Here is a 24,266-nt window from a genome sequence, read left to right as displayed (position 1 = left end):
TCCCTCTCTCTCCCACATCGTCCGGTTGGCCCGGCAATGCTCCCCTTGGTGTCGGGCACCCTAACTGCCCTGCGGCGCGGCGGTAGGCGTTGCGGTTTTATGACGGGTATCACCGAAATGTTTTAACCGAAGAGAGAGGGCATCAATTTTCAAGATGGGCGTTATTGCCCCGAGATTTGTTCCGACACGTTGGAAATGTTCTTACGAACTGGGGGGCAAGCAGTACTCACGCAGGGGATAAACATGAAGAATCTGGCGTCCACAGCCCTTCTGGACGAAACGGCCCTCCGGTCGGCTTTGTCGGAAGCCGAGATTTTGACAACCTTGCTCGTGACGACGCATCTCGGTGGCAAGACGGATCTTCTGGAGAAGGCGGCGCCCCATATCCAGGGGGCGTGGGACTACATGCAGACCCTGCCCGACGACCTGCGCGCCGAGATCATCGACCGGCTGGTCGCGACGCTCGGGGATCTGGAGCGCACCGGGGATTTCCCGCCGCGCGAACCCGCGCCCGCGCTGATGCAGCAGATGATGGACCTTGCCACGGGCCAGAAGGTTCCGGAGGAATATCAGCCCCTTGTGGTTGAAGAACTGGGACTGGCCACCGAGGATACACGCCGCCTGCGCTGGCGAAAGACGCCGACCGCACAGCAGCTGGAGGCCCACAAGGTGACGATCATCGGGGCCGGGTTGTCTGGCATCTGCGCCGCCGTCCGCTTGCAAGAGGCGGGCATTCCCTACACGATCTTCGAGAAAAACGACGACATTGGCGGCACCTGGCTGGAAAACGACTACCCGGATTGCGGGGTCGATACCGCCAACCACATCTATTCCTATTCGTTCAAGCCCAAGGCGGACTGGTCGCGCTATTTCTCCAAGCGCGACGAGATCCTGGACTACATCCTTGAAACGGTCCGCGACTATGGCATCCGTGATCACATCCGGTTCGGGGTGGAGGTCACGTCGATGACCTGGAATGACACCAATGCCCGTTGGAACACGCGCCTGCGCCACAAGGACGGGACAACGGCCACCCATGAAAGCCGGTCGGTCATCACGGCGGTCGGTATTCTGAACCGGCCGGCGATGCCCGATATCGCTGGGCTGAAGGATTTCCGGGGGGCGGCGTTCCACACCGCGGAATGGGACCACGACATCCAACTTGCGGGCAAGCGCGTGGCGATGATCGGCACCGGGGCCAGCGGAATGCAGGCCGGGCCGGCCATCGCGGGAGAGGTCGAACATCTGACCGTTTTCCAACGCTCGCCGCATTGGGCCGGGTACAATCCGCTGTATCACAAGACGGTTTCCGATGGGCAGATGTGGGCGCTGGCCAATGTCCCGCTGTTTGCCGAATGGCAGCGGTTCCTGATGTTCTGGGCCTCCTCCGACGGGTTTCATGGCACGCTCAAGGTCGATCCGGACTGGACGCAGCCTGACCTCTCCCTGAACCGCGAAAACCACGCGATGCGGGAAATGCTGGTCGGCTATATCAAGGATCAGTTGAACGGCGATGAAGAGCTGATCCGCAAATGCGTGCCCGGCTATCCGCCCTATGGCAAACGGATGCTGCGCGACAACAACTGGTACAAGACGATGCTGCGCCCGAATGTCGATCTGATCGACACGCCGATCAGCCGCGTGCGGCCAGAGGGGGTCGAAACCTCCGACGGCGTGACCCATCCCGCCGATGTCCTGATCCTTGCCACCGGGTTCAACGCCACGCGGGTCCTGTGGCCGCTGGAGATCACCGGGCGGGGGGGGCGTCTGCTTTCCGATCAATGGGCGGGCGAAGACCCGCGCGCCTATCTTGGCATATCCGCGCCGAATTTCCCGAACCTGTTCATGACGCTGGGGCCGAATACCGGGCTGGCGCACGGGGGGAGCGCGATCTTCCATATCGAATGCCAGATCAAGTACATTCTACAGGCGATGCGGGACATGATCGAACGTGATCAGATCGCGATCGAGGTCCGGCAGGATGTCCATGACGCTTATAATGATCGTGTCGACGAAGCCTGCAAGAACATGGTCTGGTCCCATCCCGGCGTGAACAGCTGGTACAAGAACGACAAGAACAGGGTGACGATCACATCGCCCTGGCGCCTGGTCGATTACTGGGCGCTGACGCGCGATTTCGATCCGGCCGATTACACGTTCACCCCCATCCCGACCCCTGCGACCCCCAAGCGCGTGAAGGAGCAGCAACAATGATCGAGAACGCGGAATACAAGGTAGATGTCGACGGGACCGAATTGCGGATGCAACGTGGCGGCCAGGGCACGCAGGTGTTGTTTCTGCACGGTGCCGCCGGGCACCAGGGATGGCTGCCGTTCGTCGATGCGCTGGCCCGGACCCATGATGTGATGGCGACCGAACACCCCGGTTTCGGGCTTTCGGATGCTGCGGTCTGGGCGGATTCCATGGCCAAGCTCGCGGATTTCTACGTCGCCTTCCTGCGCCGCGACGACATCGGACCGGTCCACCTGATCGGCAGTTCGCTGGGCGGCTGGCTGGCGGCCGAGATCGCGATTCGCGACGAGAGCTTGCTGCGCTCGCTCACCCTCATCAGCCCGGCCGGTATTCAGACCCCTGAGCTGAGGCTGCCCGACATGCTGGCCATGACCTACGAAGAGCTGATGCGCGCGGTCTTTGCCTCCTCCGCGATTGCCGACATGGTGCTGTCCCAGCCGCTCAGCCCGCAGCAAGCCGATATGCGCAATCGCAACGGCACGGCCGTCGCGCGACTCGGGGGGGAGGGGTTCCACAACCCCGAGTTTCCGGGCAAGCTTTCGGCGATCACCGTGCCGACGACTCTCATCTGGGGCGATACCGACCGTATCGTGCCCACCGGCTACGGCCCGATCTGGAAGACCGCCATCCCCCAAGCGGCGTTCCACGTGCTGGGCCAATGCGGGCATCTGCCACATGTCGAATGCCAGGCCGCCGTCATGGATATCCTGGCCACGCGGCTGAACGACTGACCTGACCGCAGTTTCGAGCCGAATGACCCACCCCATGCCTGGGGTGGGCTGCAAAACAGGCGTGCGGCGCCTTGCAGGCCGAAATCCGGGCACTGCTGCGGCATCCGGGCCACATGGAAAGATCCTTGCGCGCGCATCTCCAGATCGTCGAAGCCATCAGGGTCCGCGACCTCGACAGGGCGCAGACACTGCTGGCCTGCCAAATCGACCGCAAGGGAGGTTCGTATTGGAACACCGCCACGAAGGCAGGGCCATGGGACGCAGGACCCCACCGCCAGGGCCGCAGGTCAGGTATAGAAGGCGGGAGGGACGTGGCGATAGGGCAGCAGCGACATGTCGGCGGGGGCCACGCCGGGGCAATCGACCTCCTGGATCGGGCCGCAAATCTTTTCGAACCCGGCGCGGAAGTGGTTCTTGGCCTTGATCCCGAACAGGGCAAATTCGGCCAGGTCCACACCGTGCAGGTCGCACCAGGCCGGGTCATTGGCGCTTTGGCAGGTTTCGCTGATCACCACCGTCATGTGGCCGATCCGCAGCACCGCGGTGCGCCCCATGTCGATCTCGCGCCCGTATTCGAACGGGCCGCGATTGCGGAACCGCCCGTCGGTCACATGCGCCACCGTGCCGGAGAAGGGCACCGGGTCGCCGAATTCAGGCGCGATCCGTCCGCCCAGCGTGCCGTCGATTGGCGCGCCTGTGCCCAGATCATGGGCGCGGGCGACCAGATCCGGATCGTAGAAGAAGCAGAACAGCATCGGCAGATCCGATTTCACCGCCAGCATTTCACGGAACAGCGCCGTGGTGTCGCCGATGCCGCCTGAAAGAGGGTTGTCCGCCGCATCCACCAGAGTGACGGGCCAGCGGGCCCCGGCCTGCGCCCGGTCCAGCGCCTGCGGTACCGCGTCTTGTGCCGAGGGGAGGGAGACGTGGAACTCCGCGCGCCGGTCCATGTAGGCCGTCGCCAGCCGATCCACAACGGGCCCCGGATCCTGATGGGGCCAATACGAGACGCAGAGCGCGGCACGGGTGTTGGGCGTATCGGCATAGGTGAACCCGCCGAAGAAGCTGACATCGGCCAGACCTTCCGCGTCCCGCGAGGCCCGGCCCAGATCCACCAGCTCCGCCATTGGCCCGGCGGCTGTGGCCATGCCATGTGACAGCGGTGCGAAATCCAGCTGCCGCAAGGCGATGGCGGGCCGGACATCGCGCACGAAGGCGCGCTCCATCATGTCCAGCACCCGGCGGGCGGCCGCATCCATATCGACATGCGGATAGGTGTGGTAGCCCGACATGACATCCGCGGCATCGGTCAGCGACGGGTCGAGACAGGCGTGCATGTCAAAACTGACCCCCAGAAGCGGCTTTGGGCCGATGACGTCACGCACCGCGCGGAGCAGGGAATATTCCGGTGACAGGTCGCTTTCGGTGATCATGGCACCGTGCAGCGACAGGTAGACACCATCCCAATCCTGCCCGGCAAGTCCGGTCAGGATCTCGTCGCGGATCGTGGCGAAGGCTGTGTCCTGCACCGGTCCCAGGGGTGGCGCCGAGGTGCAGCGCAACACCGTGACCTCCCAATGCGGGTGTTCGCTCAGGAAGGCTGCCAGCCCGCCCAGTTCGGTCGCCGTGTCGCGCGCCGCGGCCAGCGCCTCGGCGCCCTTGCACCATTCCCTGCGCTGGAAATCCTCCAGCGCCGTCGCGACGGGGTTGAAGGAATTGGCCTCGTGCCACAGACGGGCAACAGCGATGCGGCGGGGTTCGGTCATTGGAGCCTGCTTTCAGATTTGGCGGCGCGGGATCGTATTGGCATAGATGTCGAGCTTTCCCAGGTGCTGGTCCGCCTCTTGCAATGCCTTCAGCGAGGCGTCGCGATCCCGCGCGGCAAGTAGTCCGCACAGCACTTCGGACACGGCCAGTGCCGGGGTCAGCGTGTGGAAGAACGTGCGGCTTTCGGTAGAGCAGAGGATCACCTGGTCCGAAATCGCGATCAGGGGAGAGACCTCGCTGTCGGTGACGGCAACGACCGACAGGCCCATGTCGCGGGCAAGTGCCGACAATTCCAGAGATTGCACCGCATAGGGGCTGATGGAAATGACCAGCAACACGTCCTGGGGGCCCGCGCGCAGCAACCCGTCGGCGCCCGTACCTGCGGGACCGTCCAGATGTACCGTGCGGTCGCCCAGCAGGGTCATGACGTAGTGAAAATGCCAGGCCACCGAATGGCAGGAGCGCAGCCCCAGAACGTAGACGCGCCGGGCCTGCGCCAGCAGATCGGCCGCTGTTTCCAGCCGGGACAGCGCCTCCGGCTCGCTCAGACGGGCGATCTGCGCGGACAAGCCTTGCAGCATGTCGTGGGCCAACCCGCTGCCGGCCTTGCCATTTTCGCCGTCGCGTTCCCGGGCGCGGGCGGCAAAGCCATCGGCCCGCAAGCGCAACGCCTCGGAGAAATGGGCGCGGATGTCATCGTATCCCGAGAGATCCAGGAACTTCGCCAGCCGCGTCATCGTTGCCGGTTGCACCTCCGCATTGCGCGCCAGTTCCCGCATCGAGATCAACGCCACTTCCTGCGTGTTTTCCAGGATATAGCGCGCGGCCTGTTGCAGCTGCGGCGACATCGCGTCGAAACGGGCGACGATCCGGTCCCGCAGGGTTTCCTCATGAAACACTTGTTTCAACTCCCCCTGTCCATCTATCGCTCTCTTTCTGCGCGGACATGGCACGGAAAACAATCATTTCCCGCTGTTTCGCGCGATGCGGCGCCGAACGCCCAGGATTTGAACGTTTCATGATTTCACGGTGAGAGCCAGTCGTTTCTCTTGAGATGAATATGAAACAAATGTTGCAAAACGATCGGACACCTGCGAACCAAGGGACAGCCGCGGCCTGACCCGCGATTCCCTCCGGCCCCGCCGGGACGACGTACGGATAGACCATGACCAGACTTCTCCACCGCAAGATCGGCAGCCCGCCGCCTCACGCCGTGACCGGGCGGGGCGTGTCGATCACCGACCACACCGGGCGCAGCTATATCGACGGCTCGGGCGGGGCGGCGGTCAGTTGCCTGGGCCACGATCATCCCGAGGTTCTGGCGGCGATGAAGGCCCAGATGGACCGGATTTCCTATGCCCATACCTCCTTCTTCACCACCGACCCGGCGGAAGAGCTGGCGGAACGCCTGACCGACCTTGCCCCCGAACCGCTGAACTATCTCTACATGGTGTCCGGCGGATCCGAGGCGGTGGAGGCCGCGCTGAAAATGGCGCGTCAGTATTTCGTCGAGATCGGCCAGCCGCAGCGGCGCCATATCATTGCGCGGCGGCAAAGCTATCACGGCAACACCATCGGCGCGCTTGCCACCGGGGGCAATGCCATGCGCCGCGTGCAGTTCCAGCCGCTGCTGCCAGAGACGCATCATGTCGCGCCCTGCTATCCCTATCGCGATCAGCGCCCGAACGAGACGCCCGAAGCCTATGCCGCCCGGCTGGCGGAGGAACTGGAACAGAAAATCGCGGAACTGGGCGGCGACCGGGTCATGGCCTTCGTGGCGGAGCCGGTGGTGGGGGCGACGCTGGGCGCCGTGCCCCCCGTGGCCGATTATTTCCAGCGTATCCGCGCCATCTGCGACCGCCACGGCATTCTGCTGATCCTGGACGAGGTGATGTGCGGCATGGGGCGGACTGGCAGCCTGTTCGCGTTCGAGCAGGAAGGCATCGTGCCTGACATCGTGACCATCGCCAAGGGCATGGGCGGCGGCTATCAGCCGGTCGGGGGCGTGCTGCTGTCCCAGCAGATCTACGAGGCGTTCCGCGACGGGTCGGGTCTGTTCCAGCATGGGCACACCTACATCGGTCATCCCATCGCCGCCGCCGCCGCCAACAAGGTGGTGGAGATCATCGCCCGCCCCGGCCTGATGGATCAGGTCAACCACCTGGGCAACCGGTTGCAGGCTGGGTTGGACGCCGCCCTGGGCCAGTGCGCCCATGTCGGCGATATCCGGGGGCGGGGGCTGTTCCGCGGGATCGAGATCGTGGCCGACAAGGACAGCAGGACGCCCTTTGATCCGACACTGAAGATCCACGCCCGGATCAAGGCAGAGGCCATGGCCCAGGGGCTGTTGTGCTATCCGATGGGCGGCACGATCGACGGGGTGCATGGCGATCATGTGCTGCTGGCGCCGCCCTATGTCTGCACCGAAGGAGAGATCGACCAAATCGTCGACCGTGTCTCCCGTGCCATTCTCAACGTGACGAAGGCCTGACCGGTGTCGCGCCGCATCGCCTTTGCCGGGTTCAATCTGGAATCCGTCACTGCCGTGCCGCAGGCCTCCACCCGTGCGGATTTCGAACGGGTCTGCCTGCGCGGCGCGGAGATTCCGGCGCAATACCGGGGCACCAACACCGTCGCGGGGGGCACGCTGAAAGTGTTGGACGCGGCCGGTGCCGCGATGGTGCCGCTGTTTCATACGTTGCTGGGCGCCCTGGGTCCGGCAGAGGATGCCGCGGTCATCGCCTTTGCCGACGAGATGGCGGCGGGGCTGGCGGCTGCGGGGCCGCTGGATGGGCTGATCCTTTACCTGCATGGTGCCTGCTGGGCGCCGGGTTTCGCCGATGTCGAACGCTACATGATCGAGCGCGCCCGCGCTGCCGTGCCGGGCGTGCCGATCGCGGTTCCGCTGGATTATCACGGCAATATCGACGCCCGCACCCTGGCTGCGGCGGATATCGCCGTGGGCTATCGCCATTCCCCGCATATCGACATGGGCGAAACCGGAGAGCGTGCCGCCACGGCCCTTTTGCGCATGATCGAAACCGGCGTGACACCTGGCCTTGCGGTGGCGCGGCCCGACGTGGTGATCCCGTCGATCCTGTCCGCCACCGCGCTGGAACCGTTGGCCACGCTGATCGCCCGCGCCCGCGTCGAAGAGGCCGCCGGGGATTGCGACATCTCCCTGATGGGCGGCTTTGCCTATGCCGACAGCGCCAATACCGGCATGTCGGTGATCTGCCTTGACTGGCAGGGCCAGCAGGCGGCGGAGGAGAAGGCCAACGCCCTCGCCGGGGCGATCCATGACGCCCGTGCGGACCTTTCCGACGCGATCCCGATCTGGTCGATGAAGGCCGCCATCGCCGAAGCGGCGCAGAAGCGCGGCGGCGGGGCACCTGTGGTGATCCTGGAACATGCCGACCGCATGAATGACAGCACCCACGGGCTGCGCGCCGTGCTGAACGCGGAGCTGGGCCGCGTCATGGTGCCCTTCCTGCTGGATCCCGCAAGCGCGGCCGCCGCCCATGCCGCCGGGATCGGCGCCGACATCACCCTGCGCCTTGGCGGCAAGAGCGCGCCGGAAACCGGCGGACCGCTGGAGCTTCCGGTGCGGGTTCTCTGGACGGGAGAGAAACGGTTTTCTGTGTCAGGCCGCTATCAGCAGGGCGCGCCGGTCGATCTGGGCCTGACCGCGCTGGTGGAGGCCGGGCCGGTGCGGATCTCGATCACCTCGCATTTCGCCTTTGCGGTCGATGGCGATCCGTTTTTCATCTTCGGAGAGCGCCCCGAGGATTACGACGTCATCCTGCTGCGGTCCAAAACGCATTTCCGCGATTTCTACACCCCGCTTGCGCGCGCGATTCTGGTCGCCGACACGCCCGACCTGGGCCCCGCCGACGTCCGGCTGATCCGGTACGCGCAGCTAGACACCCGGCGGGCCCATCCCTGGCGCGACGCGGACCGACCATCCGGGACCCCTTAACAACAAGAAGAAACTTCCAACCCAACACGGAGACTTTCAATGACTTTCCATTCCCTGAAGACCCTCGGCCTGGCCGCCATGCTGGCCGGTACCGTGGCCCTGCCGACCTGGGCCGAAACCACGCTGACCGCTGTCATGCAGGCGCCGTTGCGGTCCCTGGACCCGCATCTGAGCACCGCGCAGATCGTGCGCACCCATGGTTTCATGGTGTTCGAAACCCTGTTGGGCATGGATGCGGAATACCAGCCGCAACCGCAGATGGCAGATTACGCCGTTTCCGACGACATGCTGACCTATACGCTGACCCTGCGCGACGGGCTGATGTGGCATGACGGTACCCCGGTCACCGCCGAGGATTGCGTCGCCTCGCTGATGCGCTGGTCGCAGCGCGACGGCTCTGCCAAGACCATGATGGAATATGTCGATACGATCGAGGCGACGTCCCACAAGGAACTGGTCATTCACATGAAATCGCCCTTCGGCCCGGTGCTGGAACTGCTGGCGAAACCCTCGCCCATCCCGGCATTCATGATGCCCAAGCGGTTGGCCGACACCCCCGTGGGAGAGCAGATCCCCGAGATCATCGGCTCCGGCCCGTTCAAGTTCGTGGCCGACGAATATCGCCCCGGCGATCAGGCGGTTTATGTCAAGAACGAGGATTACGTGCCGCGTGAGGAACCATCCAGCTGGACCGCCGGCGCCAAGACCGTGAACGTGGATCGCGTCGTCTGGCAGGCGATGCCCGACATGCAGACCTCCATCAATGCGATCCAGTCCGGCGACGTTGACCTGATCGAGCAGGTCACCATCGATCTTCTGCCCCTGCTGGAGATGAACGAAGAGGTCGAGACCGGTATCCTGAACCCGCTGGGCGCGCAGGTCACGGGCCGTTTCAATCACCGCCTGCCGCCCTTCGACGATCCGCAGGTCCGCAAAGCCGTGATGTATGCGCTGGATCAGGAAACCATCATGCAGACTGCGATCGGCAATTCGGAATTCTTCCAGCTTTGCCCGTCGATTTACGGCTGCGAGGTGCCGCTTGCCTCCGACGTGGGTGCCGAGTACCTCGAAGGGAGCGCGGACGAGCGGATGGCGAAGGCGCAGGAATTGCTGGCGGCGTCCGACTACGACGGCACGCCGGTGCTGATGATGCAGCCCACTGACCTGACCGTCCTGACCACCCAGCCCATCGTCGCCGCCGAACGGATGCGCGAGGCGGGCTTTACCGTCGAAGTTGCCTCCATGGACTGGTCCACCCTGCAATCGCGCAAGAACGGCTGGCAACCGGTCAGCGAAGGGGGCTGGAACTTCTTCTTCACCTACTGGGGCGTCGCGGGCATCTGGAACCCGCTGGTGCATTCGCTGATCAACGGGTCCGGCGATGACAACACCTGGGCCGGCTGGCCGGTGAATGCCCGCATGGAAGAACTGCGCGCCGATTACCTGACGGCCGGCACCCTGGAAGAGCAGAAGGCCATCGCCGAGGAGATCCAGCAGATCGCCTGGGACGATTCCTTCTATTTCAACTCCGGGGAATTCAAATCCGTCGCCGCCTGGCGGACAGAACTGGAAAACATCCAGTCCGGCCCGATCACCCTGTTCTGGGGCGTCAGCAAGTAATATTGGCCCCGAAAGGGAAACGGGCGGCCGCCTTCTGGCCGCCCGTCGCCTGTTTTCCGTTTCCCGGCGCCATGCCGCCCCTGTCCCTAATCCTGATCCCCGGAGACAGCGATGATCACCTATTTCCTGCGCAGGCTGCTGATGGCCATCCCCGTGATGTTCTTCGTTGCGGTATTCGTCTTTCTTCTGCTGCGCCTCACACCCGGAGATCCTGCGCAGGCCATTGCCGGGGATCAGGCCTCGCTTGATCAGCTTGAAGCGATCCGCGAAAGCCTGGGCCTGAACGACCCGCTATCGGTGCAGTTCCTGACCTGGATCGGCAACATGGCACAGGGCGATTTCGGCCGATCGCTGATTTCGGACCGGCCGGTTCTGGAGATGATCGGTCAGCGGCTTGGCCCGACGCTGGCCCTGTCGCTGGTGGCCATGGCGATGACATTGATGATCGCGCTGCCGATGGGGGTGCTGGCCGCATGGCGCCATGGCGGGATGACCGACCGGCTGGTGATGGCGGTTTCCGTCCTGGGATTTTCAGTGCCGATCTTCGTCATAGGCTACGTCCTGATCGGTGTCTTTGCCGTCAATCTGCGCTGGTTCCCCGTGCAGGGCTACAAACCGCTGGCGGACGGGTTCTGGCCCTTTGCGCATCGCATTTTCCTGCCCGGCCTGGCGCTGGCTTCCATCTACATCGCCCTGATCTCGCGTATGACACGGGCCTCCATGCTGGAAGTGCTGCGCGAGGATTACGTGCGTACTGCCCGCGCCAAAGGGCTGCCCGAAGGGATCGTGCTGTTCCGCCACGCCCTGCGCAACGCGGCGATCCCGATCCTGACCGTGATCGGCACCGGCTTTGCGATGATGATCTCGGGCGTGGTGGTGACGGAAACCGTGTTCAACATCCCCGGCCTTGGCCGGTTGGTCGTCGATGCCGTGCTGGCCCGCGACTACCCGCTGATCCAGGCGATCATCCTGCTGACCGCGGGCACCTACGTGCTGATCAACCTGCTGATCGATCTTTCCTATGCGCTGACCGACCCGAGGATCCGTTACCAATGAGCCTGACGACAAGCGCCGCCGCGCCCCGCAAGCGCCTGATGGAAACACCGCCGCATTGGACCACGGTGCTGGCCCTGGTCGTGCTGCTGGCGATCGTTGCCATGGCCCTTTTTGCGCCGCGCCTGGCCAATTTCGCCCCGACCGAACTGAATGCGATGATGCGGCTGAAACCTGCGGACGGCACCTACTGGATGGGCACCGACAGCTTTGGCCGCGATCTCTATTCCCGCGTGGTCCATGGCGCGCGCGTCTCGCTGATGGTCGGGGGGGGCGTGGCCCTGGGCGCCATCCTCATCGGCCTCCCGCTGGGGCTGCTTGCTGGCTGGTTCCGGGGATTGGATGCTGTCCTGATGCGGGCCATGGACGGGTTGATGGCAATCCCCGGCATTCTGCTGGCCATCGCCATCGTCGCGTTGACCAAGGCCGGGCTGGGCACCGTTATCATCGCCATCATGCTGCCCGAGATCCCGCAGGTTGTCCGGCTTGTGCGGGCCAGGGTCCTGGCCACCCGTTCCGAAACCTTCGTGGAGGCGGCCGTTCTGTTGGGCACCCGGCCGCTGCGGATGATCTGGCGCCACCTTCTGCCCGCGACCATTGCGCCGCTGATCGTGCAGGGCACGTATATCTATGCCTCCGCCATCCTGACCGAGGCGGCGCTGTCCTTTCTCGGCGTCGGGATCGGCACCGAAACCCCGACCTGGGGCAACATCATGGCCGAGGGGCGGCTCTATTTCGCGATGAATCCCTGGCTGGTCTACTGGCCCGCCATTGTCCTGTCGCTGTGCATCCTGTCGATCAACCTGCTGGGCGACACCCTGCGCGACCGGCTGGACCCCAAGATGAAAGGACGTTCGTGATGCCTGATCCCCGGACTGACCAGCCCGTCCTGTCGGTGCGTGACCTGCGGGTCGCCACCATGGGCCGCCGCCCGGCGGAGATCCTCAAGGGGATTTCCTTTGACATCGCGCCGGGTGAAACGCTCTGCCTTGTCGGCGAAAGCGGCTCCGGCAAATCCGTCACCTCGCTTGTGACGATGGATCTGCTGCCTGCGGGGGAGTTGCAGGTGACCGCTGGCCGCGCGGCGCTGAACGGCGAGGACATCACCGCCGCCAGCCCGGCACGGACGAAAGCCCTGCGCGGGGCCGAGATGGCAATGATCTTTCAGGAGCCCATGACAGCGCTGAACCCGGTGCTGCCCATCGGGTTGCAGATGGACGAAATCTACAAAGCGCACCGCCGGATGAGCGCACCCGAGCGCAAGACCGCCGCCATCGCAGCGTTCGAAAGCGTCAACCTGCCGGACCCGGCCCGTATCTACGACAGCTACCCGCACCAATTGTCGGGCGGCCAGCGTCAGCGGGTGATGATCGCGATGGCATTGGCGCTGAAGCCGAAACTGCTGATCGCGGACGAACCGACAACGGCGCTGGACGTCACCACCCAGAAGCAGATCCTGGAGCTGATCCGCAGACTGCAGGAGGAGATGAACACGGCCGTTCTGTTCATCACCCATGACATGGGCGTGGTGGTGGATATCGCCGATCGCGTCTGCGTCATGCGCCACGGCGAGGTGGTCGAGGCCGGAACGACCGAACAGGTGCTGCGCCAGCCGCAGGAGCAATACACCCGCGATCTGCTGGCCGCTGTCCCCGCCCTGACGCCCCGGCCCGCCCGCGCGCAGGAGGCCCCGGATCATGTGCTGGAGCTGATCGCGGTCAACAAGGTCTTTGCGTTCCGCCCCTTCCTGGACAAGCTGTTGCGCCGCCCCGGTCATCGGGTTCATGCGGTCAGCGATGTCAGTTTTCGCCTGGACCGGGGGCGCACCCTGGGGATTGTCGGCGAAAGCGGCTCTGGCAAGTCCACCGTGGCGCGGTGCGTGCTTCGGCTGGAGGATCCGACCTCCGGCGCGATCCTGGTCAACGGCCACGACATCGCCGCGTTGGAGGGGCAGGCGGCCCTGGCCCCGGCCCGTCGCGCGGTGCAGATGATCTTTCAGGATCCCAACCGCTCGCTCAACCCGCGATTGACGACCGGCGACAGCCTGATCGAAGGCGCGCTGAACGCCGGTGAGCCGCGCGCCCAGGCGCTGGACCGCGCGGCCGAGCTGCTGGACGTGGTGGGCCTGCCGCGTGATGCGCTCTTGCGGTATCCGCACCAGTTCTCCGGCGGGCAGCGCCAGCGTATCGCCATTGCCCGCGCGCTGATGATGTCGCCGGACGTGATTGTCGCGGACGAGGCCGTCTCGGCCCTTGATGTCTCCGTTCAGGCGCAGGTGCTGGATCTGCTGGCAGAGGTGCAGGCACGGCGCAATCTTGCGCTATTGTTCATCACCCATGATCTGCGCGTCGCGGCGCAGATCTGCGATGATGTGATGGTGATGCGGCGCGGGGAGGTCGTGGAATTCGGCCCGGCCGGGCAGGTTCTGTCCGCCCCGCAGCATTCCTACACCCGCGCGTTGCTGGAGGCCGCCCCCGGCCGGGATTGGGATTTCGCCAGGGGCCGCCGCGTGGGGGAGCCCGCATGATCGCCGCACATCTTGTCCAGTTCGATGCCGTCCCCCTTGACCCCGCCCGCAACTTCGCCCGCATGGCGGAGCATATCCGGGCGGAGGCCGCGGCCGGCGCGGATCTGATCGTCTTTCCCGAATTGGCCAACACCGGCTATATCGAACCGCTGGTGCCCGGCGGGCCGATCTTTGCGCAGGTGCCGCATTACGGTGCGGCGCTCTGGTCGGCCTGTGCGGCCCCCGACGGAGAGGAGATGGCCAGCCTGACGACCCTTGCCGCAGATCTGGGGGTGACCCTCGTTGCCGGTCTTGGGCTGCGTGATGCGCGCATTGCAGGTGTGATCCGCAACACGTCCGTCCTGTTCACGCCCGAGGGTCGCGTCGGGATCTACGTAAAGACCCATCAATGGCAGAACGAAAAGCTGTATTTCACGCCCGGCGATGCCCTGCCGGTGTTTGGCGCGCTTGGCACCACCCTGGGGATGCAGATCTGCTACGATATCCGCTTTCCCGAGGTGACCCGCGCCCTGGCGGGGCAGGGCGCGCAGATCATCACCTCGGCCTGGGCGTCCTTCGGGGCCAGCGGTGCGCCCGTGGCCGACGCGGATCTCTTTGTCCATCGCGCCTATACGCGGGCGGTGGAAAATGGCGTCTTCTTCCTGTCCTGCAATCGCGCCGGGACGCAGGGGGATCAACGGTTCTTCGGCCGGTCCTGTGCGATTGGCCCCGATGGCACGGTGCTGGGCCGTCTCGACCACGACGAAGAGGACGTGCTGCGCGTCCCTCTCGACCTGGCGGAGATCGCGCGGTATCGCAGTTTCACCGGGATCTGGACCGACCGTCGCCCGGCCCTTTACGCCCGCCACCTCGCCCCCGGAGGAGACCCGACTTGACCGATAGCCCTTGCCCGCCCCTTTCCGATGCCGACTGGCCCGAGGAGATCGCCGACCTGCTGGGCGACTTCGCGGGTCAGCTGAATGTCTACCGCACCATGGCGCACAATCCCGCGTTGCTGCGGGCCTGGGCGCCGCTGCGCCAGCATGTGGTGAAGGACTCCGCCCTGGGCCCGATCCGTTCGGAGGTGGTGATCCTGCGCACCGGGCTGCGGCTGGGGTCTTCCTATGAATGGGGGCAGCATGTCAGCCGGGCGCGCAAGCTGGGGATGTCGGACGCCCGCATCACCGCCATCCGTGACATGCCGGAGGGGGAGGACGGGCTGATCGTGCGTGCCGTCGATGCGCTGATCGACGACCGGCAGCTGGCCCCCGCGCAGGAGGCCGAACTGGCCGCCGCCATCGGGCGCACCGCCGTCATCGATCTGATCGCCATGGTCGGGTTCTACTCGGTCCTGGGCTACCTGCTGATGACCTACCGCACCCCGCTCGATACGGAAATCGCGCGGGAGTTGGCGGAGGCCCCACTGCCATCGGCCTGAGGTCTGAAACGGGAACAGGCCGCAGCGTCGTGCCACGGCCTGTTCCTCTGTCCTGCCCTGCCGCGCGGCGGCGGCGGGTTACCTGGCGGGGACGTTCCATGCCTCCCGGTCGATATCGAGGTCGGTGAAATCGTCGGGGTTGAGCACCGGACGCTCCACACCGGCTTTCAACTGCGTGCGGAAATCGCGCAGAAGGCGCATGGCCACCGGAAACAGCATCATGATCGCCAGCAGGTTGACCAGCGCCAGGATGCCCATCATCGGATCGGAGAAGAAGAACACCGCCGTTGCCCCCGGTGCCGTCGCCCCCAGGAAGACGATGCCGATGATCGCCACCCGCAGGATCAGGATGCCCATCGGGTTCTTCGTCAGCACGGCCATCGCGTTCTCACCCAGATAGTAATTGTAGATGATCGAGGAGAAGGCGAACAGCAGGATTGCCCCGGTCAGGAAATACTGTGTCCAGGCCCCGAGATGGAAGACCATGCTTTGCTGCGTCAGCGCGACACCGTCGATCCCCTCGGCACCCGGGACGTAGACATCGCCCAGCAGGATCACGAAGGCGGTACAGGTACAGATGATGATCGTGTCGATGAAGACGGAGAACGATTGCGTGATGCCCTGGCTGATCGGGTGACGCACATCCGCTGTCGCCGCGACATTGGGGGCCGAGCCCAGGCCCGCCTCGTTGGAGAACAGACCCCGGCGCAGGCCCTGGGCGATGGCTGCCCCCATGCCGCCCCCGACCGCTTCGCGCAGACCGAAGGCGTTCGCCACGATATCATAGAGCACGCCCGGCAGGCTGGTGACATTGATCAGGATGACGACCGCGGCCATCAGCAGGTAGCCGACCGCCATGATCGGAACGACCACATCCGCCACCTTGGCAATGCGGTGGATCCCGCCAAAGATGATCACGCCAGAGATCGCAGCCAGAAGAAGACCCGTCCAAAGCCGGTCTACGCCCAGGCTGTCCTGAACGGCGCCGGCCACGGTGTTGCCCTGGAACGCATTGAATCCCAGGCCGAAAGCGGCGATCAGACAGATCGCATAGACCACCGCCAGCCAGCGATATTCCCGGCCAAGGCCATGGATGATCGCCGTCGCCGGACCACCGCGATAGGTGTTTTCCCCGACCTTGCGCTTGTACAGCTGCGCCAGGGAACATTCCACAAGGCTGGTGGCCATGCCGACCAGCGCGATGGTCCACATCCAGAACACGGCCCCCGGCCCGCCCAACGAGATCGCGACCGCGACACCGGCGATATTGCCGCCGCCTACACGCCCGCCGACGGAGACAAGCAGCGCCTCCCGCGCGGAGATCTGGTTCGGGTCGCCGGTGTTGTTCTTGTTCGAGAGCACGCGAAACATGCGTCCGAAGAACTGGATTTGCACGAAACCGGTCGCGATGGTGATGAAACAGCCAAAGATGACGAGGATCGGGATAAGTGACCAGCCCCAGGTCAGGTCTCCGATCTTGCCGAATATGAGTTCCAGAAATTCCATGATGGTGTCCCTCGTTTCTGCGGATTTTCCGCCGATGATGCGTGGACTCCATGCAATAGCGCGGGGCTCAGACCTACACTACCCCCGCCCACCACGTGCGCCCTGGCGCCAAACCCGCATCAATCAGCGCGACGCAGGGTCATCCTGACCCGAGCGCCGGGCCTGATCAAGCCTTTCCCCGACCTGGGACAGTGACAAGGAACCGGCGTTGAGCGGTGGCTGGTGCAAGGGTCAACGCGCGGACATACCCCCGTATCAGCCATCCGGGGGCGTCTGCAACCGAACCGATGGCTTTGCCACCCGCGCGGTGTCAGTGTTCGGCGAAAGTGCGGAAAGGGGGCTTGCCGCCGCCTCCGCGGTCAAGCGGCGTTCACCTTTACGGTTCCTGTGCGCAGTTCGTGAAGAACCGATCGACCATCTTCTTCGCGAACCTGCCGACGATCCGGGATCCCAGCTACGCGATCTTGCCGCCGATCCTGGCCTCCACGGAAGAGGAATTGCCAAGTTGATCGCGTTGTCCTTCTCGGATAGCGCGGCACCATGACCATATCGACCTCATTGCCGCGGCTGAAGGGCTTCCGTTTTCCTCGTGAAATCATCACCTATGCGGTGTGGGCATATCATCGGTTTGCTCTCAGCACGGCGGATGTCGAGGACCTGCTGGCAGAGCGTGGCGTCATCGTCAGTCGTGAAGCGGTTCGTCTCTGGGTGAACCGTTTCGGGTCTCAGTTCGCGGCTTGCATCCGACGCGACCGGCCCCGGCCGAACGACAAATGGCATATGGACGAGGTCGTCGTCCCGATCAATGGCGTGAAACACTGGCTGTGGCGTGCAGTCGATGGCAATGGAAATGTACTCGACATTCTGATCCAGCCTCGCCGCAACGCCAAAGCCGCAAAGCGTTTCTTCGGCCGACTGGTCGCAGCCTATGGCGAACCGCGTGTTGTCATCACGGACAAACTGCACAGCTATACCAAGCCGATCAAGGCCATTGCGCCAGACGCCGACCATCGGGCGCACGAGGGGCTCAACAACAGGATCGAAGGGTCACACCGGCCGACGCGAAAGCGGGAAAAGATAATGGGTCGGTTCAAGTCACCACGCCAGGCGAACCGATTTCTCGTCGCCCACGACCAAATCAATACGATCTTTCGTCCCCGCCGCTATCGCCTTTCCACTCTCTCTTACCGCCATGCCAGAGCCGACGCGTTCAAGCTGTGGGAAGGTTATGCTGCCGAAATATCGGCCTGATTGCACGGTCTCACGCTTAACCCAATCCATGGACGATAACTTGGCAATGCCCTTCGAACATGTCGGCGCGATAAACGTCTGCGCGCCCCAGGAGCCGAATGGAGCGTCCATCTCGCGCCTGTTGCGGGCGAAAGCTTCAAACGCAACGCCGCCGCGCGCCCGCTTGACCCTTCTTCAATCAACTTCTGAAACCGCGCCCGCAGCGCATTCGGCAAAGGTGCTGACATGATCCATCCTCCCAAACTGGATGAATCACAGATCACGCTTCAAGGGATTCCCTGCGACTCAGGTTTTTGGCGGGGCGCTTTAGGGCGTTCGCCCGGCGGCCCGCCCGTGCACGGCTGCCGGCCGGTACAGGGTATCCCGCCCCACAACGCGACAGATGCCGCCCCAAGGTTCAGGCAGACAGAGGCGGCTCAGGCGCCCACGGGGATCACCCCCGCGCCGCTACCCTCTTCACGGACCGCCCGGACATCGTGAAGGGGCGCGCGGCAAACGCGCGCGCCCCGTTTGCAGGCCTCAGCACGTCATGCCAGCCTCGATGAAGGTCGTATCATATTCCGCCTGAACAACATCCGGGTGTTCAAGCAGCTCTATCAGGAACGGCAGGTTGGTGGTCAGACCCTGGATCTCAACCCGCTTCAGGGCATCGACCAGCGTTTGTCGCGCGGCCGCCCGGTCGGAGCCACGGGCGACGACTTTCATTACCAGCGGATCGTAATGAACGGAGACCTCGTTGCCGGTCGCATAACCGCAATGGAAATCGACATCCGCGAGCCGCGGCAGGATCAGACTGTCGATCCGCCCCGGCGCGGGCAGGAACCGTTTGGACGGGTTCTCCGCGTATACCCGCGCCTCGATCGCGACGCCGTCCAGCCGCAGCGCGTCCTGCGCAGGCAGCGGGCGCGCGTCGGGGGCCATGGCAAACCGGATCTGCGCGGCGACCAGATCCTGGCCGGTCACGACCTCCGTCACGGGATGCTCTACCTGGATGCGGGTGTTCATCTCCAGAAAGAAGAACTCTCCCGTTGCGGGCTCGTACAGGTACTCCACCGTGCCGGCACCGGAATATCCGATGGATCGCGCAAGATTGCAGGCCGCTTCGGTCATCGCATCGCGGGTTGCGGGCGACAGGCCGGGCGCGGGCGCTTCCTCCACCACCTTCTGGTGACGCCGCTGGAGCGAGCAATCCCGTTCGAACAGGTGCACCGCGCCATGCCGCCCAAAGCCGAAGACCTGCACCTCCACATGCCGCGCCGTCCCCAGGCAGCGTTCTAGGTACAGGCTGTCGTCGCCAAAGATCCGGCCCGCGAAATCCCGCGTCCGCTCGATGGTGCCGATCAACGCCGCCGGATCGTCGATCCGTTGCATCCCGTGCCCGCCACCACCAGCGGTCGCCTTGACCAGCAGCGGATAGCCGATCGCCGCTGCCTGTTCGCGCAATGTCGCCTCGTCCGTGCCCAGACGACCGGTGCCAGGCAACACCGGAACGCCCGAGGCGATCGCCGCATCACGGGCGTTCTGCTTGTCCCCCATCAGCGCGATATGATCGGCGGAAGGCCCGACAAAGGTCAGTCCTGCCGCCACGCACCGCCGGGCGAAATCCGCATTCTCCGACAGAAAGCCATACCCCGGATGGACCAGCGTACAGCCCGTTTCTCCGGCGATCCGGATCAGCTTTTCCGCATCAAGGTAGCTTTGACGCGCGGCGGCCGGGCCGATGCAGACCGCCTGGTCAGCCATGGAAACATGCGGCAGCTGGGCGTCCTGTTCGGAATGGACGGCGACGGCCTCGATCCCCACGGCATGGGCGGCACGAATGATACGGCAGGCGATTTCGCCCCGATTGGCAACGAGAAGTCTGGTCATTTTATTGCTTTCAAGTGGTCTGGTGGCGTCCCGGACCATCGGATGCGGGGGCGGCATCCGCCGCTTCCCGTTCCAGTTCGGCCACGGCGGCACGCCGGGAATCGTTGATCAGCCGGGAGATCAGGTCACGCGCCCGCGCCACGTCACGCGCCCGCACCGCATCCGCCACGTCGATCCAGATCTGCGCGGATTCGTGGCGACGCTCCGGTCGGCGCAGGCCCAGCTGGGTGTAACGGTTGGTCTGCCGGGCCAGCGACCGGATCATCTCGGCCAGTCGGACATTGTCGCAGGACTCCGCAAGGATGGTCTTCAGTTCGTAGCTTCGGTGCACGTAATCCGACAGCATGTCAGGATCTTCGACGAAGTCTGTGAGCCCTTCGGCGCCTGCGATGAACTTCTGCCGCAATGGCTCGTTCTCGGTATTGCAGAGGTATTTCACGCCTACCTTACTCAGGGCTTCGCGGATTTCGAAGATATCATTGACCTCGCGCGTTGTAAGTCGCGTGACCCGGGCGCCCCGATTGGGCACCAGCCGGACGACACCGTCCTTTTCCAGGATGCGCAGGGCTTCGCGGACGGGTCCGCGGCTGACGTCGAACAAGGTGGCCAGGGCCTGTTCCTTGATCGGATCGCCCGGCCCGTAATCGCCTCTCATGATCGCGCGGCTGACCTGCTCTGCGATCTGGTCAGGCAGCGTCAGAAGCCGGCGGTAGCCGAACTCCTGTTCGCCCTCGTTTCCGACATTTGAGAAAGGCAACTCCATCGACACCCCTTTACTGCGCTACCGGCCCTTGTACAGCGTTCAGCTGCTTGAGGACATCTTAGCCAGTTCCTGGCCTTCGCGCACGGTGTCGCCTTCGGCAACCAGGATTTCGACGATCTTTCCCGCCTCTGGGGCGAGAACGGCGATTTCCATCTTCATCGATTCGAGGATCATGATCACCCCTTCCTCTTCCAGGCTGTCGCCAGGGGCGGATTCGATCTTCCAGACGGTGCCGGCGATTTCGGATTCAACTGGGAATTCGGACATGTCGTTCCTTTCAGGTAACGAAATTGGGTGAGGTTCAGAAATAAGTCGGCCAGTTGGCCATGTGATGCTGCCCGACGCCGTTGCTGCGCCGCCGTCGATGCAGGGCCAGGGACCGGGTCAGGAATTCACGGGTTTCGCGCGGGTCAATCACGGTCTGAACCCCGAAGACCGACGCCATGTCATAGGCGCTGGTATCGGCGCGCAGGCTGTCGCAGGCCGCGTCGAACGCCTCGGCATTGTCCTCACGCTTCAGGCCGTAGACGACGCTGACCCCGACGCCGGGATCCATGAAACTGACCTCGGCGCTGGTCCAGGCGGCGATTTCGTCGCTGTTTCGGCCGCCGCCCATGTTCAGGAACGCCTGGCCGTAGCTCTTGCGCAGGATGACCGAGACCTTGGGCACAGAGACCAGTTGCAGCGCGTGCATCATGTTCATGATATGCGCCGGTGCTGCCTTCCGCTCTCCCGAGACGCCGACAAGGAAACCGGGGGTGTCCACCAGCAGGACCAGCGGAATGTTGAAGGAATCGCACATCACCATGAAATCGGTCGCCTTGCGGCAGGCATCCGGATCCATTGCGCCGCCCCGGATAAACGGGTTGGTCGCCAGGAATCCGACGCTTTGACCTTCCAGTCGGGCCAGCGTGGTGACCACCGCCTTGCCGAACCGCTCCTTCAGCGGAAAGACCGAACCGTCGTCGGCGATGGCGCGGATGACCTTGCGGATATCGTAGGTACGGGTGCGTTGCGTCGGGATCAGGTCCAACAGCGTTTCCGCATCCGGGGCTGACCATGTGCCGGGGGCCTGTACGGGTGGGGCCTCGCCCGCATGGGCGGGCAAGTAGGACAGGAAGCTGCGCACCTTCTCCAGCGCCTCTTCGTCGGTGTCCACCACCGCGTCGGCCAGCCCCGTGACCTCGCTGTGCAGGCGCCATCCGCCCAGCTCCTCCGCATCCACGCTTTCCCCGATCGCCAGCGAGGTAACGCGCGCGCTGGACACCGCCAGCGTCGCGCCTTTACGCATCACCCGGAAATCCGACAGGCAGGTGTACCAGGTGGAGGAGCCATAGCAGGGCCCGAGGATCGCACTGACCCAGGGCGTATCGCGACGGCGGCAATATTGCTCGGGATCCGCGCCGCCCTGCGACATGGATTCTGCGCCCATCGTGTCAGGCATCCGCGCACCGGAGGATTCCCCAAGGAATACGATCGGCATCCCCGACCGCGTCGCCGTCCGCTTGATATAGGCGACCTTCTTGGCGTTGGTGGCGGAGGAAGACGCCCCCTTGACCGTCAGGTCGTTGGAGACGACGGCAATGTCGCGCCCCGCCACATGGCCGAAGCCACTGACCTTGCCGTCGGCGGGGGTGCTGTCGCGATCCTCCTTGCGGATGGAGCGCGCCAACAGGCCCACTTCGCGGAAAGTACCGGCATCCAGCAGCGCATCCAGCCGCGACCGCGCGTTCAGAACACCCTGCTCCGCCCGCTGCTTCAGCTTCTTCTCGCCGCCCATCTGCATGGCGCGCTGGCGACGCGCTTCCAGCTCAACCCTGTTGTCCTCGTGCGACATTCCTGCCCTCCCCTCTTGATATGGGCGACCATCCATTTTGATTGTCGGATTGTCAACAATATTATTGACATCAATCTGTCACATGCGTTTTATCGAGCCGGGCGCCGATGGCGTCAGTCGAAGAGGGGGAGGCCATGAGCTGGCAGCGCGAAGTTGACGAGATCCAAAGACGCAAGGCATTGGCCAGGGAAATGGGAGGGCCGGAGGCGCTGGAGAAAATGCGCGCCGCGGGAAAGCTGAACGCACGCGAACGCATCGACATGCTTCTGGACCCGGACAGTTTCTGCGAGATCGGCAGCCTGACAGGGGCCGCCACCTATGACCAAGACGGCACCCTGGTGGATATCCTGCCGTCCAACGCGATCATCGGAACCGGCCGCATCCACGGCCGCAAGGTGCTGGTGTCGGCGGATGATTTCACCATCCGCGGCGGATCTTCCGAAAGCACGATCAGCGACAAATGGATCTACGCCGAACGCATGGCGCTGGACCTCGGCCTGCCGCTGATCCGGCTGGTCGATACCGCCGGGGGCAGCGTCAAGTTGCTGGAGAAACAGCAATCCACCAAGCTGCCCGGCTATACCACCTGGGAACAGTTGCGGATGCTGGGCGAAATCCCGGTGGTCGGCATCGCCCTGGGTGCCTGTGCCGGTCTGGGCGCGATCAAGGTTGCGGGCGCGCATCTGTCGCTGATGGTCAAGGACCAGTCCTATATCTTTGCCGCCGGCCCTTATGTCGTGAAGGAAGGGCTGGGCATCGACGTCAACAAGGAACAGCTGGGCGGCTCTTCGGTCCATGCGCGTGGCAGTGGACTTGTCGACAACGAAGCGAAAACCGAGGCTGACGCCTTTGACCAGACCCGGCGGTTCCTGTCCTACCTGCCGCCCAATGTGCACACGCTTCCGCCAGTTGCGGAAACCGATGATCCCGCCGACCGTAAGGACGACTGGCTGCTGGAGGCAATCCCACGGGAAAAACGCCGCGCCTACCAGGTGCGCAAGATCATCAACGCCGTCTTCGACCGCGACAGTTTTTTCGAGATCGGGCGCTATTCCGGTCGCTCCAGCGTGACCGGCCTGGCCCGTCTACAGGGGCGCCCGGTCGGGGTGCTGGCCAGTGATCCGGCCGTGGCGGGCGGGGCGATGACATTGAAATCCTCGCAAAAGATCGAGAGCTTCGTGGATTTCTGCGACACCTTCCATCTGCCTGTCGTGTCGTTGTTCGATCAACCCGGGATCATGATCGGCCCGGATGCCGAGAAATCCGGCACCATCCGTGCCGCGATGCGCGCGCTGGCGGCCATCGACCAAAGCCGCGTGCCGTGGTGCACCATCGTCATTCGGCGTGCCTTCGGCGTGGCGGGGGCCGCGCATGGGCGTCTGCGCGGGCTGAACCTGCGCTATGCCTGGCCCTCCGCCAGCTGGGGATCCATCCCGCTGGAAGGCGGAATCGCCGCCGCCCACCGTCGGGAGATCGAGGCCGCGCCTGACCCGGAGGCCCGCCGCCAGGAGCTGACGGACCATTATGTCCGCTACACCTCGCCATTCCGCACCGCCGAACGGTTCGGGATCAATGACATCATTGACCCGCGCGAGACGCGCCCGCTGCTGTGCGATTGGGTAGAGACCGCCTGGCAACAGCTACCGCAACTTCTTGGCCGCTGCGGCCGAACGATGAGAAAGTAAGGATCCGC

At 64.4% G+C, this 24,266-nt stretch carries 19 protein-coding genes; 12 read left to right on the top strand and 7 right to left on the bottom strand.

The window, feature by feature from the left end; genetic code table 11:
- The first annotated feature begins 243 nt into the window (after positions 1-243).
- Together G5A46_RS19330 and G5A46_RS19325 are read left to right on the top strand one after the other, a co-directional pair.
- Positions 244-2,214: a flavin-containing monooxygenase gene (locus G5A46_RS19330; protein WP_163852222.1), complete on the top strand. Its 1,971-nt coding sequence runs from the start codon at positions 244-246 to the stop codon at positions 2,212-2,214.
- Positions 2,211-2,984 carry an alpha/beta fold hydrolase gene (locus G5A46_RS19325; protein WP_163852220.1) on the top strand — a complete coding sequence of 258 codons (774 nt, stop codon included), beginning with the start codon at positions 2,211-2,213 and terminating at the stop codon, positions 2,982-2,984. The genes G5A46_RS19330 and G5A46_RS19325 overlap by 4 nt, the downstream gene beginning before the upstream one ends.
- 287 nt (positions 2,985-3,271) lie before the next feature.
- On the opposite strand, the gene G5A46_RS19320 is transcribed toward G5A46_RS19325, so the two are convergent.
- Positions 3,272-4,750 carry a M81 family metallopeptidase gene (locus G5A46_RS19320; protein WP_163852218.1) on the bottom strand — a complete coding sequence of 493 codons (1,479 nt, stop codon included), beginning with the start codon at positions 4,748-4,750 and terminating at the stop codon, positions 3,272-3,274.
- Between the two features lie 12 nt (positions 4,751-4,762).
- Complete coding sequence (locus tag G5A46_RS19315; RefSeq protein WP_204318819.1) at positions 4,763-5,650, bottom strand: MurR/RpiR family transcriptional regulator; 888 nt, start codon at positions 5,648-5,650, stop codon at positions 4,763-4,765.
- Positions 5,651-5,916: 266 nt separating this feature from the next.
- Between G5A46_RS19315 and G5A46_RS19310 the strand changes: the two genes are divergently transcribed.
- The 8 genes from G5A46_RS19310 (at position 5,917) to G5A46_RS19275 (ending at position 15,347) form a co-directional block, all read left to right on the top strand.
- A complete protein-coding gene (locus G5A46_RS19310) occupies positions 5,917-7,242 on the top strand; it encodes an aspartate aminotransferase family protein (protein WP_163852216.1) in 1,326 nt (441 codons plus the stop codon).
- Positions 7,243-7,245: 3 nt separating this feature from the next.
- Positions 7,246-8,730 carry a M81 family metallopeptidase gene (locus tag G5A46_RS19305; RefSeq protein ID WP_163852215.1) on the top strand — a complete coding sequence of 495 codons (1,485 nt, stop codon included), beginning with the start codon at positions 7,246-7,248 and terminating at the stop codon, positions 8,728-8,730.
- A 39-nt stretch (positions 8,731-8,769) separates the two neighbouring features.
- The gene (locus G5A46_RS19300) at positions 8,770-10,350 is read left to right on the top strand and encodes an ABC transporter substrate-binding protein (RefSeq protein WP_163852213.1); all 1,581 of its coding nucleotides are present in this window, start codon (positions 8,770-8,772) and stop codon (positions 10,348-10,350) included.
- Between the two features lie 111 nt (positions 10,351-10,461).
- Positions 10,462-11,406, top strand: coding sequence for an ABC transporter permease (locus tag G5A46_RS19295; RefSeq protein WP_163852211.1), 945 nt, complete (start codon positions 10,462-10,464; stop codon positions 11,404-11,406).
- Positions 11,403-12,263, top strand: a complete 861-nt coding sequence (locus G5A46_RS19290) for an ABC transporter permease (RefSeq protein ID WP_163852209.1) — start codon at positions 11,403-11,405, stop codon at positions 12,261-12,263. Before G5A46_RS19295 ends, G5A46_RS19290 begins: the two co-directional genes overlap by 4 nt.
- Entirely contained in the window at positions 12,263-13,930 is a 1,668-nt protein-coding gene (locus G5A46_RS19285) for an ABC transporter ATP-binding protein (protein ID WP_163852207.1), read from the top strand. Before G5A46_RS19290 ends, G5A46_RS19285 begins: the two co-directional genes overlap by 1 nt.
- Positions 13,927-14,805: a carbon-nitrogen hydrolase family protein gene (locus G5A46_RS19280; protein WP_163852205.1), complete on the top strand. Its 879-nt coding sequence runs from the start codon at positions 13,927-13,929 to the stop codon at positions 14,803-14,805. Before G5A46_RS19285 ends, G5A46_RS19280 begins: the two co-directional genes overlap by 4 nt.
- A complete protein-coding gene (locus G5A46_RS19275) occupies positions 14,802-15,347 on the top strand; it encodes a carboxymuconolactone decarboxylase family protein (protein WP_163852203.1) in 546 nt (181 codons plus the stop codon). Before G5A46_RS19280 ends, G5A46_RS19275 begins: the two co-directional genes overlap by 4 nt.
- A gap of 78 nt (positions 15,348-15,425) precedes the next feature.
- Here the strand turns inward: G5A46_RS19275 and G5A46_RS19270 are convergent, their stop codons facing one another.
- Positions 15,426-16,853, bottom strand: coding sequence for an alanine/glycine:cation symporter family protein (locus G5A46_RS19270; protein ID WP_163852201.1), 1,428 nt, complete (start codon positions 16,851-16,853; stop codon positions 15,426-15,428).
- Positions 16,854-17,393: 540 nt separating this feature from the next.
- Here G5A46_RS19270 and G5A46_RS19265 point away from each other — a divergent pair.
- Positions 17,394-18,104 (top strand): IS6 family transposase, encoded by a 711-nt coding sequence (locus tag G5A46_RS19265; protein WP_163852198.1) that lies wholly within the window; start codon positions 17,394-17,396, stop codon positions 18,102-18,104.
- A gap of 519 nt (positions 18,105-18,623) precedes the next feature.
- Here the strand turns inward: G5A46_RS19265 and G5A46_RS19260 are convergent.
- The 4 genes from G5A46_RS19260 to G5A46_RS19245 are packed head-to-tail and all read right to left on the bottom strand — an operon-like array spanning position 18,624 to position 22,573.
- Positions 18,624-19,973, bottom strand: coding sequence for an acetyl-CoA carboxylase biotin carboxylase subunit (locus G5A46_RS19260; RefSeq protein ID WP_163852196.1), 1,350 nt, complete (start codon positions 19,971-19,973; stop codon positions 18,624-18,626).
- Between the two features lie 10 nt (positions 19,974-19,983).
- A complete protein-coding gene (locus tag G5A46_RS19255; RefSeq protein ID WP_163852194.1) occupies positions 19,984-20,736 on the bottom strand; it encodes a GntR family transcriptional regulator in 753 nt (250 codons plus the stop codon).
- 39 nt (positions 20,737-20,775) lie between these two features.
- A complete protein-coding gene (locus G5A46_RS19250; RefSeq protein ID WP_163852192.1) occupies positions 20,776-21,003 on the bottom strand; it encodes an acyl-CoA carboxylase biotin carboxyl carrier protein subunit in 228 nt (75 codons plus the stop codon).
- A gap of 34 nt (positions 21,004-21,037) precedes the next feature.
- Positions 21,038-22,573, bottom strand: a complete 1,536-nt coding sequence (locus G5A46_RS19245) for an acyl-CoA carboxylase subunit beta (RefSeq protein WP_163852190.1) — start codon at positions 22,571-22,573, stop codon at positions 21,038-21,040.
- Between the two features lie 134 nt (positions 22,574-22,707).
- Between G5A46_RS19245 and G5A46_RS19240 the strand changes: the two genes are divergently transcribed.
- On the top strand, positions 22,708-24,258 hold the full coding sequence (locus tag G5A46_RS19240) for an acyl-CoA carboxylase subunit beta (RefSeq protein WP_163852188.1): 1,551 nt from the start codon (positions 22,708-22,710) through the stop codon (positions 24,256-24,258).
- The last annotated feature ends 8 nt before the right edge of the window (positions 24,259-24,266 follow it).

Origin of the sequence: Pseudooceanicola aestuarii (assembly GCF_010614805.1) — a bacterium.
Taxonomy (GTDB): Bacteria; Pseudomonadota; Alphaproteobacteria; order Rhodobacterales; family Rhodobacteraceae; genus Pseudooceanicola; species Pseudooceanicola aestuarii.
Note: the sequence above shows the minus strand (reverse complement) of the source record. Positions and strands in the feature narration are given on the sequence as shown.

What these genes read in the sequence shown, in the direction of transcription:
- G5A46_RS19330 (WP_163852222.1), top strand. Translation starts at nt 244, where the DNA reads ATGAAGAATCTGGCGTCCACAGCCCTTCTGGACGAAACGGCCCTCCGG.
- G5A46_RS19325 (WP_163852220.1), top strand. Translation starts at nt 2,211, where the DNA reads ATGATCGAGAACGCGGAATACAAGGTAGATGTCGACGGGACCGAATTG.
- G5A46_RS19320 (WP_163852218.1), bottom strand. Translation starts at nt 4,750, where the DNA reads ATGACCGAACCCCGCCGCATCGCTGTTGCCCGTCTGTGGCACGAGGCC.
- G5A46_RS19310 (WP_163852216.1), top strand. Translation starts at nt 5,917, where the DNA reads ATGACCAGACTTCTCCACCGCAAGATCGGCAGCCCGCCGCCTCACGCC.
- G5A46_RS19300 (WP_163852213.1), top strand. Translation starts at nt 8,770, where the DNA reads ATGACTTTCCATTCCCTGAAGACCCTCGGCCTGGCCGCCATGCTGGCC.
- G5A46_RS19295 (WP_163852211.1), top strand. Translation starts at nt 10,462, where the DNA reads ATGATCACCTATTTCCTGCGCAGGCTGCTGATGGCCATCCCCGTGATG.
- G5A46_RS19290 (WP_163852209.1), top strand. Translation starts at nt 11,403, where the DNA reads ATGAGCCTGACGACAAGCGCCGCCGCGCCCCGCAAGCGCCTGATGGAA.
- G5A46_RS19285 (WP_163852207.1), top strand. Translation starts at nt 12,263, where the DNA reads ATGCCTGATCCCCGGACTGACCAGCCCGTCCTGTCGGTGCGTGACCTG.
- G5A46_RS19280 (WP_163852205.1), top strand. Translation starts at nt 13,927, where the DNA reads ATGATCGCCGCACATCTTGTCCAGTTCGATGCCGTCCCCCTTGACCCC.
- G5A46_RS19270 (WP_163852201.1), bottom strand. Translation starts at nt 16,853, where the DNA reads ATGGAATTTCTGGAACTCATATTCGGCAAGATCGGAGACCTGACCTGG.
- G5A46_RS19265 (WP_163852198.1), top strand. Translation starts at nt 17,394, where the DNA reads ATGACCATATCGACCTCATTGCCGCGGCTGAAGGGCTTCCGTTTTCCT.
- G5A46_RS19260 (WP_163852196.1), bottom strand. Translation starts at nt 19,973, where the DNA reads ATGACCAGACTTCTCGTTGCCAATCGGGGCGAAATCGCCTGCCGTATC.
- G5A46_RS19255 (WP_163852194.1), bottom strand. Translation starts at nt 20,736, where the DNA reads ATGGAGTTGCCTTTCTCAAATGTCGGAAACGAGGGCGAACAGGAGTTC.
- G5A46_RS19250 (WP_163852192.1), bottom strand. Translation starts at nt 21,003, where the DNA reads ATGTCCGAATTCCCAGTTGAATCCGAAATCGCCGGCACCGTCTGGAAG.
- G5A46_RS19245 (WP_163852190.1), bottom strand. Translation starts at nt 22,573, where the DNA reads ATGTCGCACGAGGACAACAGGGTTGAGCTGGAAGCGCGTCGCCAGCGC.
- G5A46_RS19240 (WP_163852188.1), top strand. Translation starts at nt 22,708, where the DNA reads ATGAGCTGGCAGCGCGAAGTTGACGAGATCCAAAGACGCAAGGCATTG.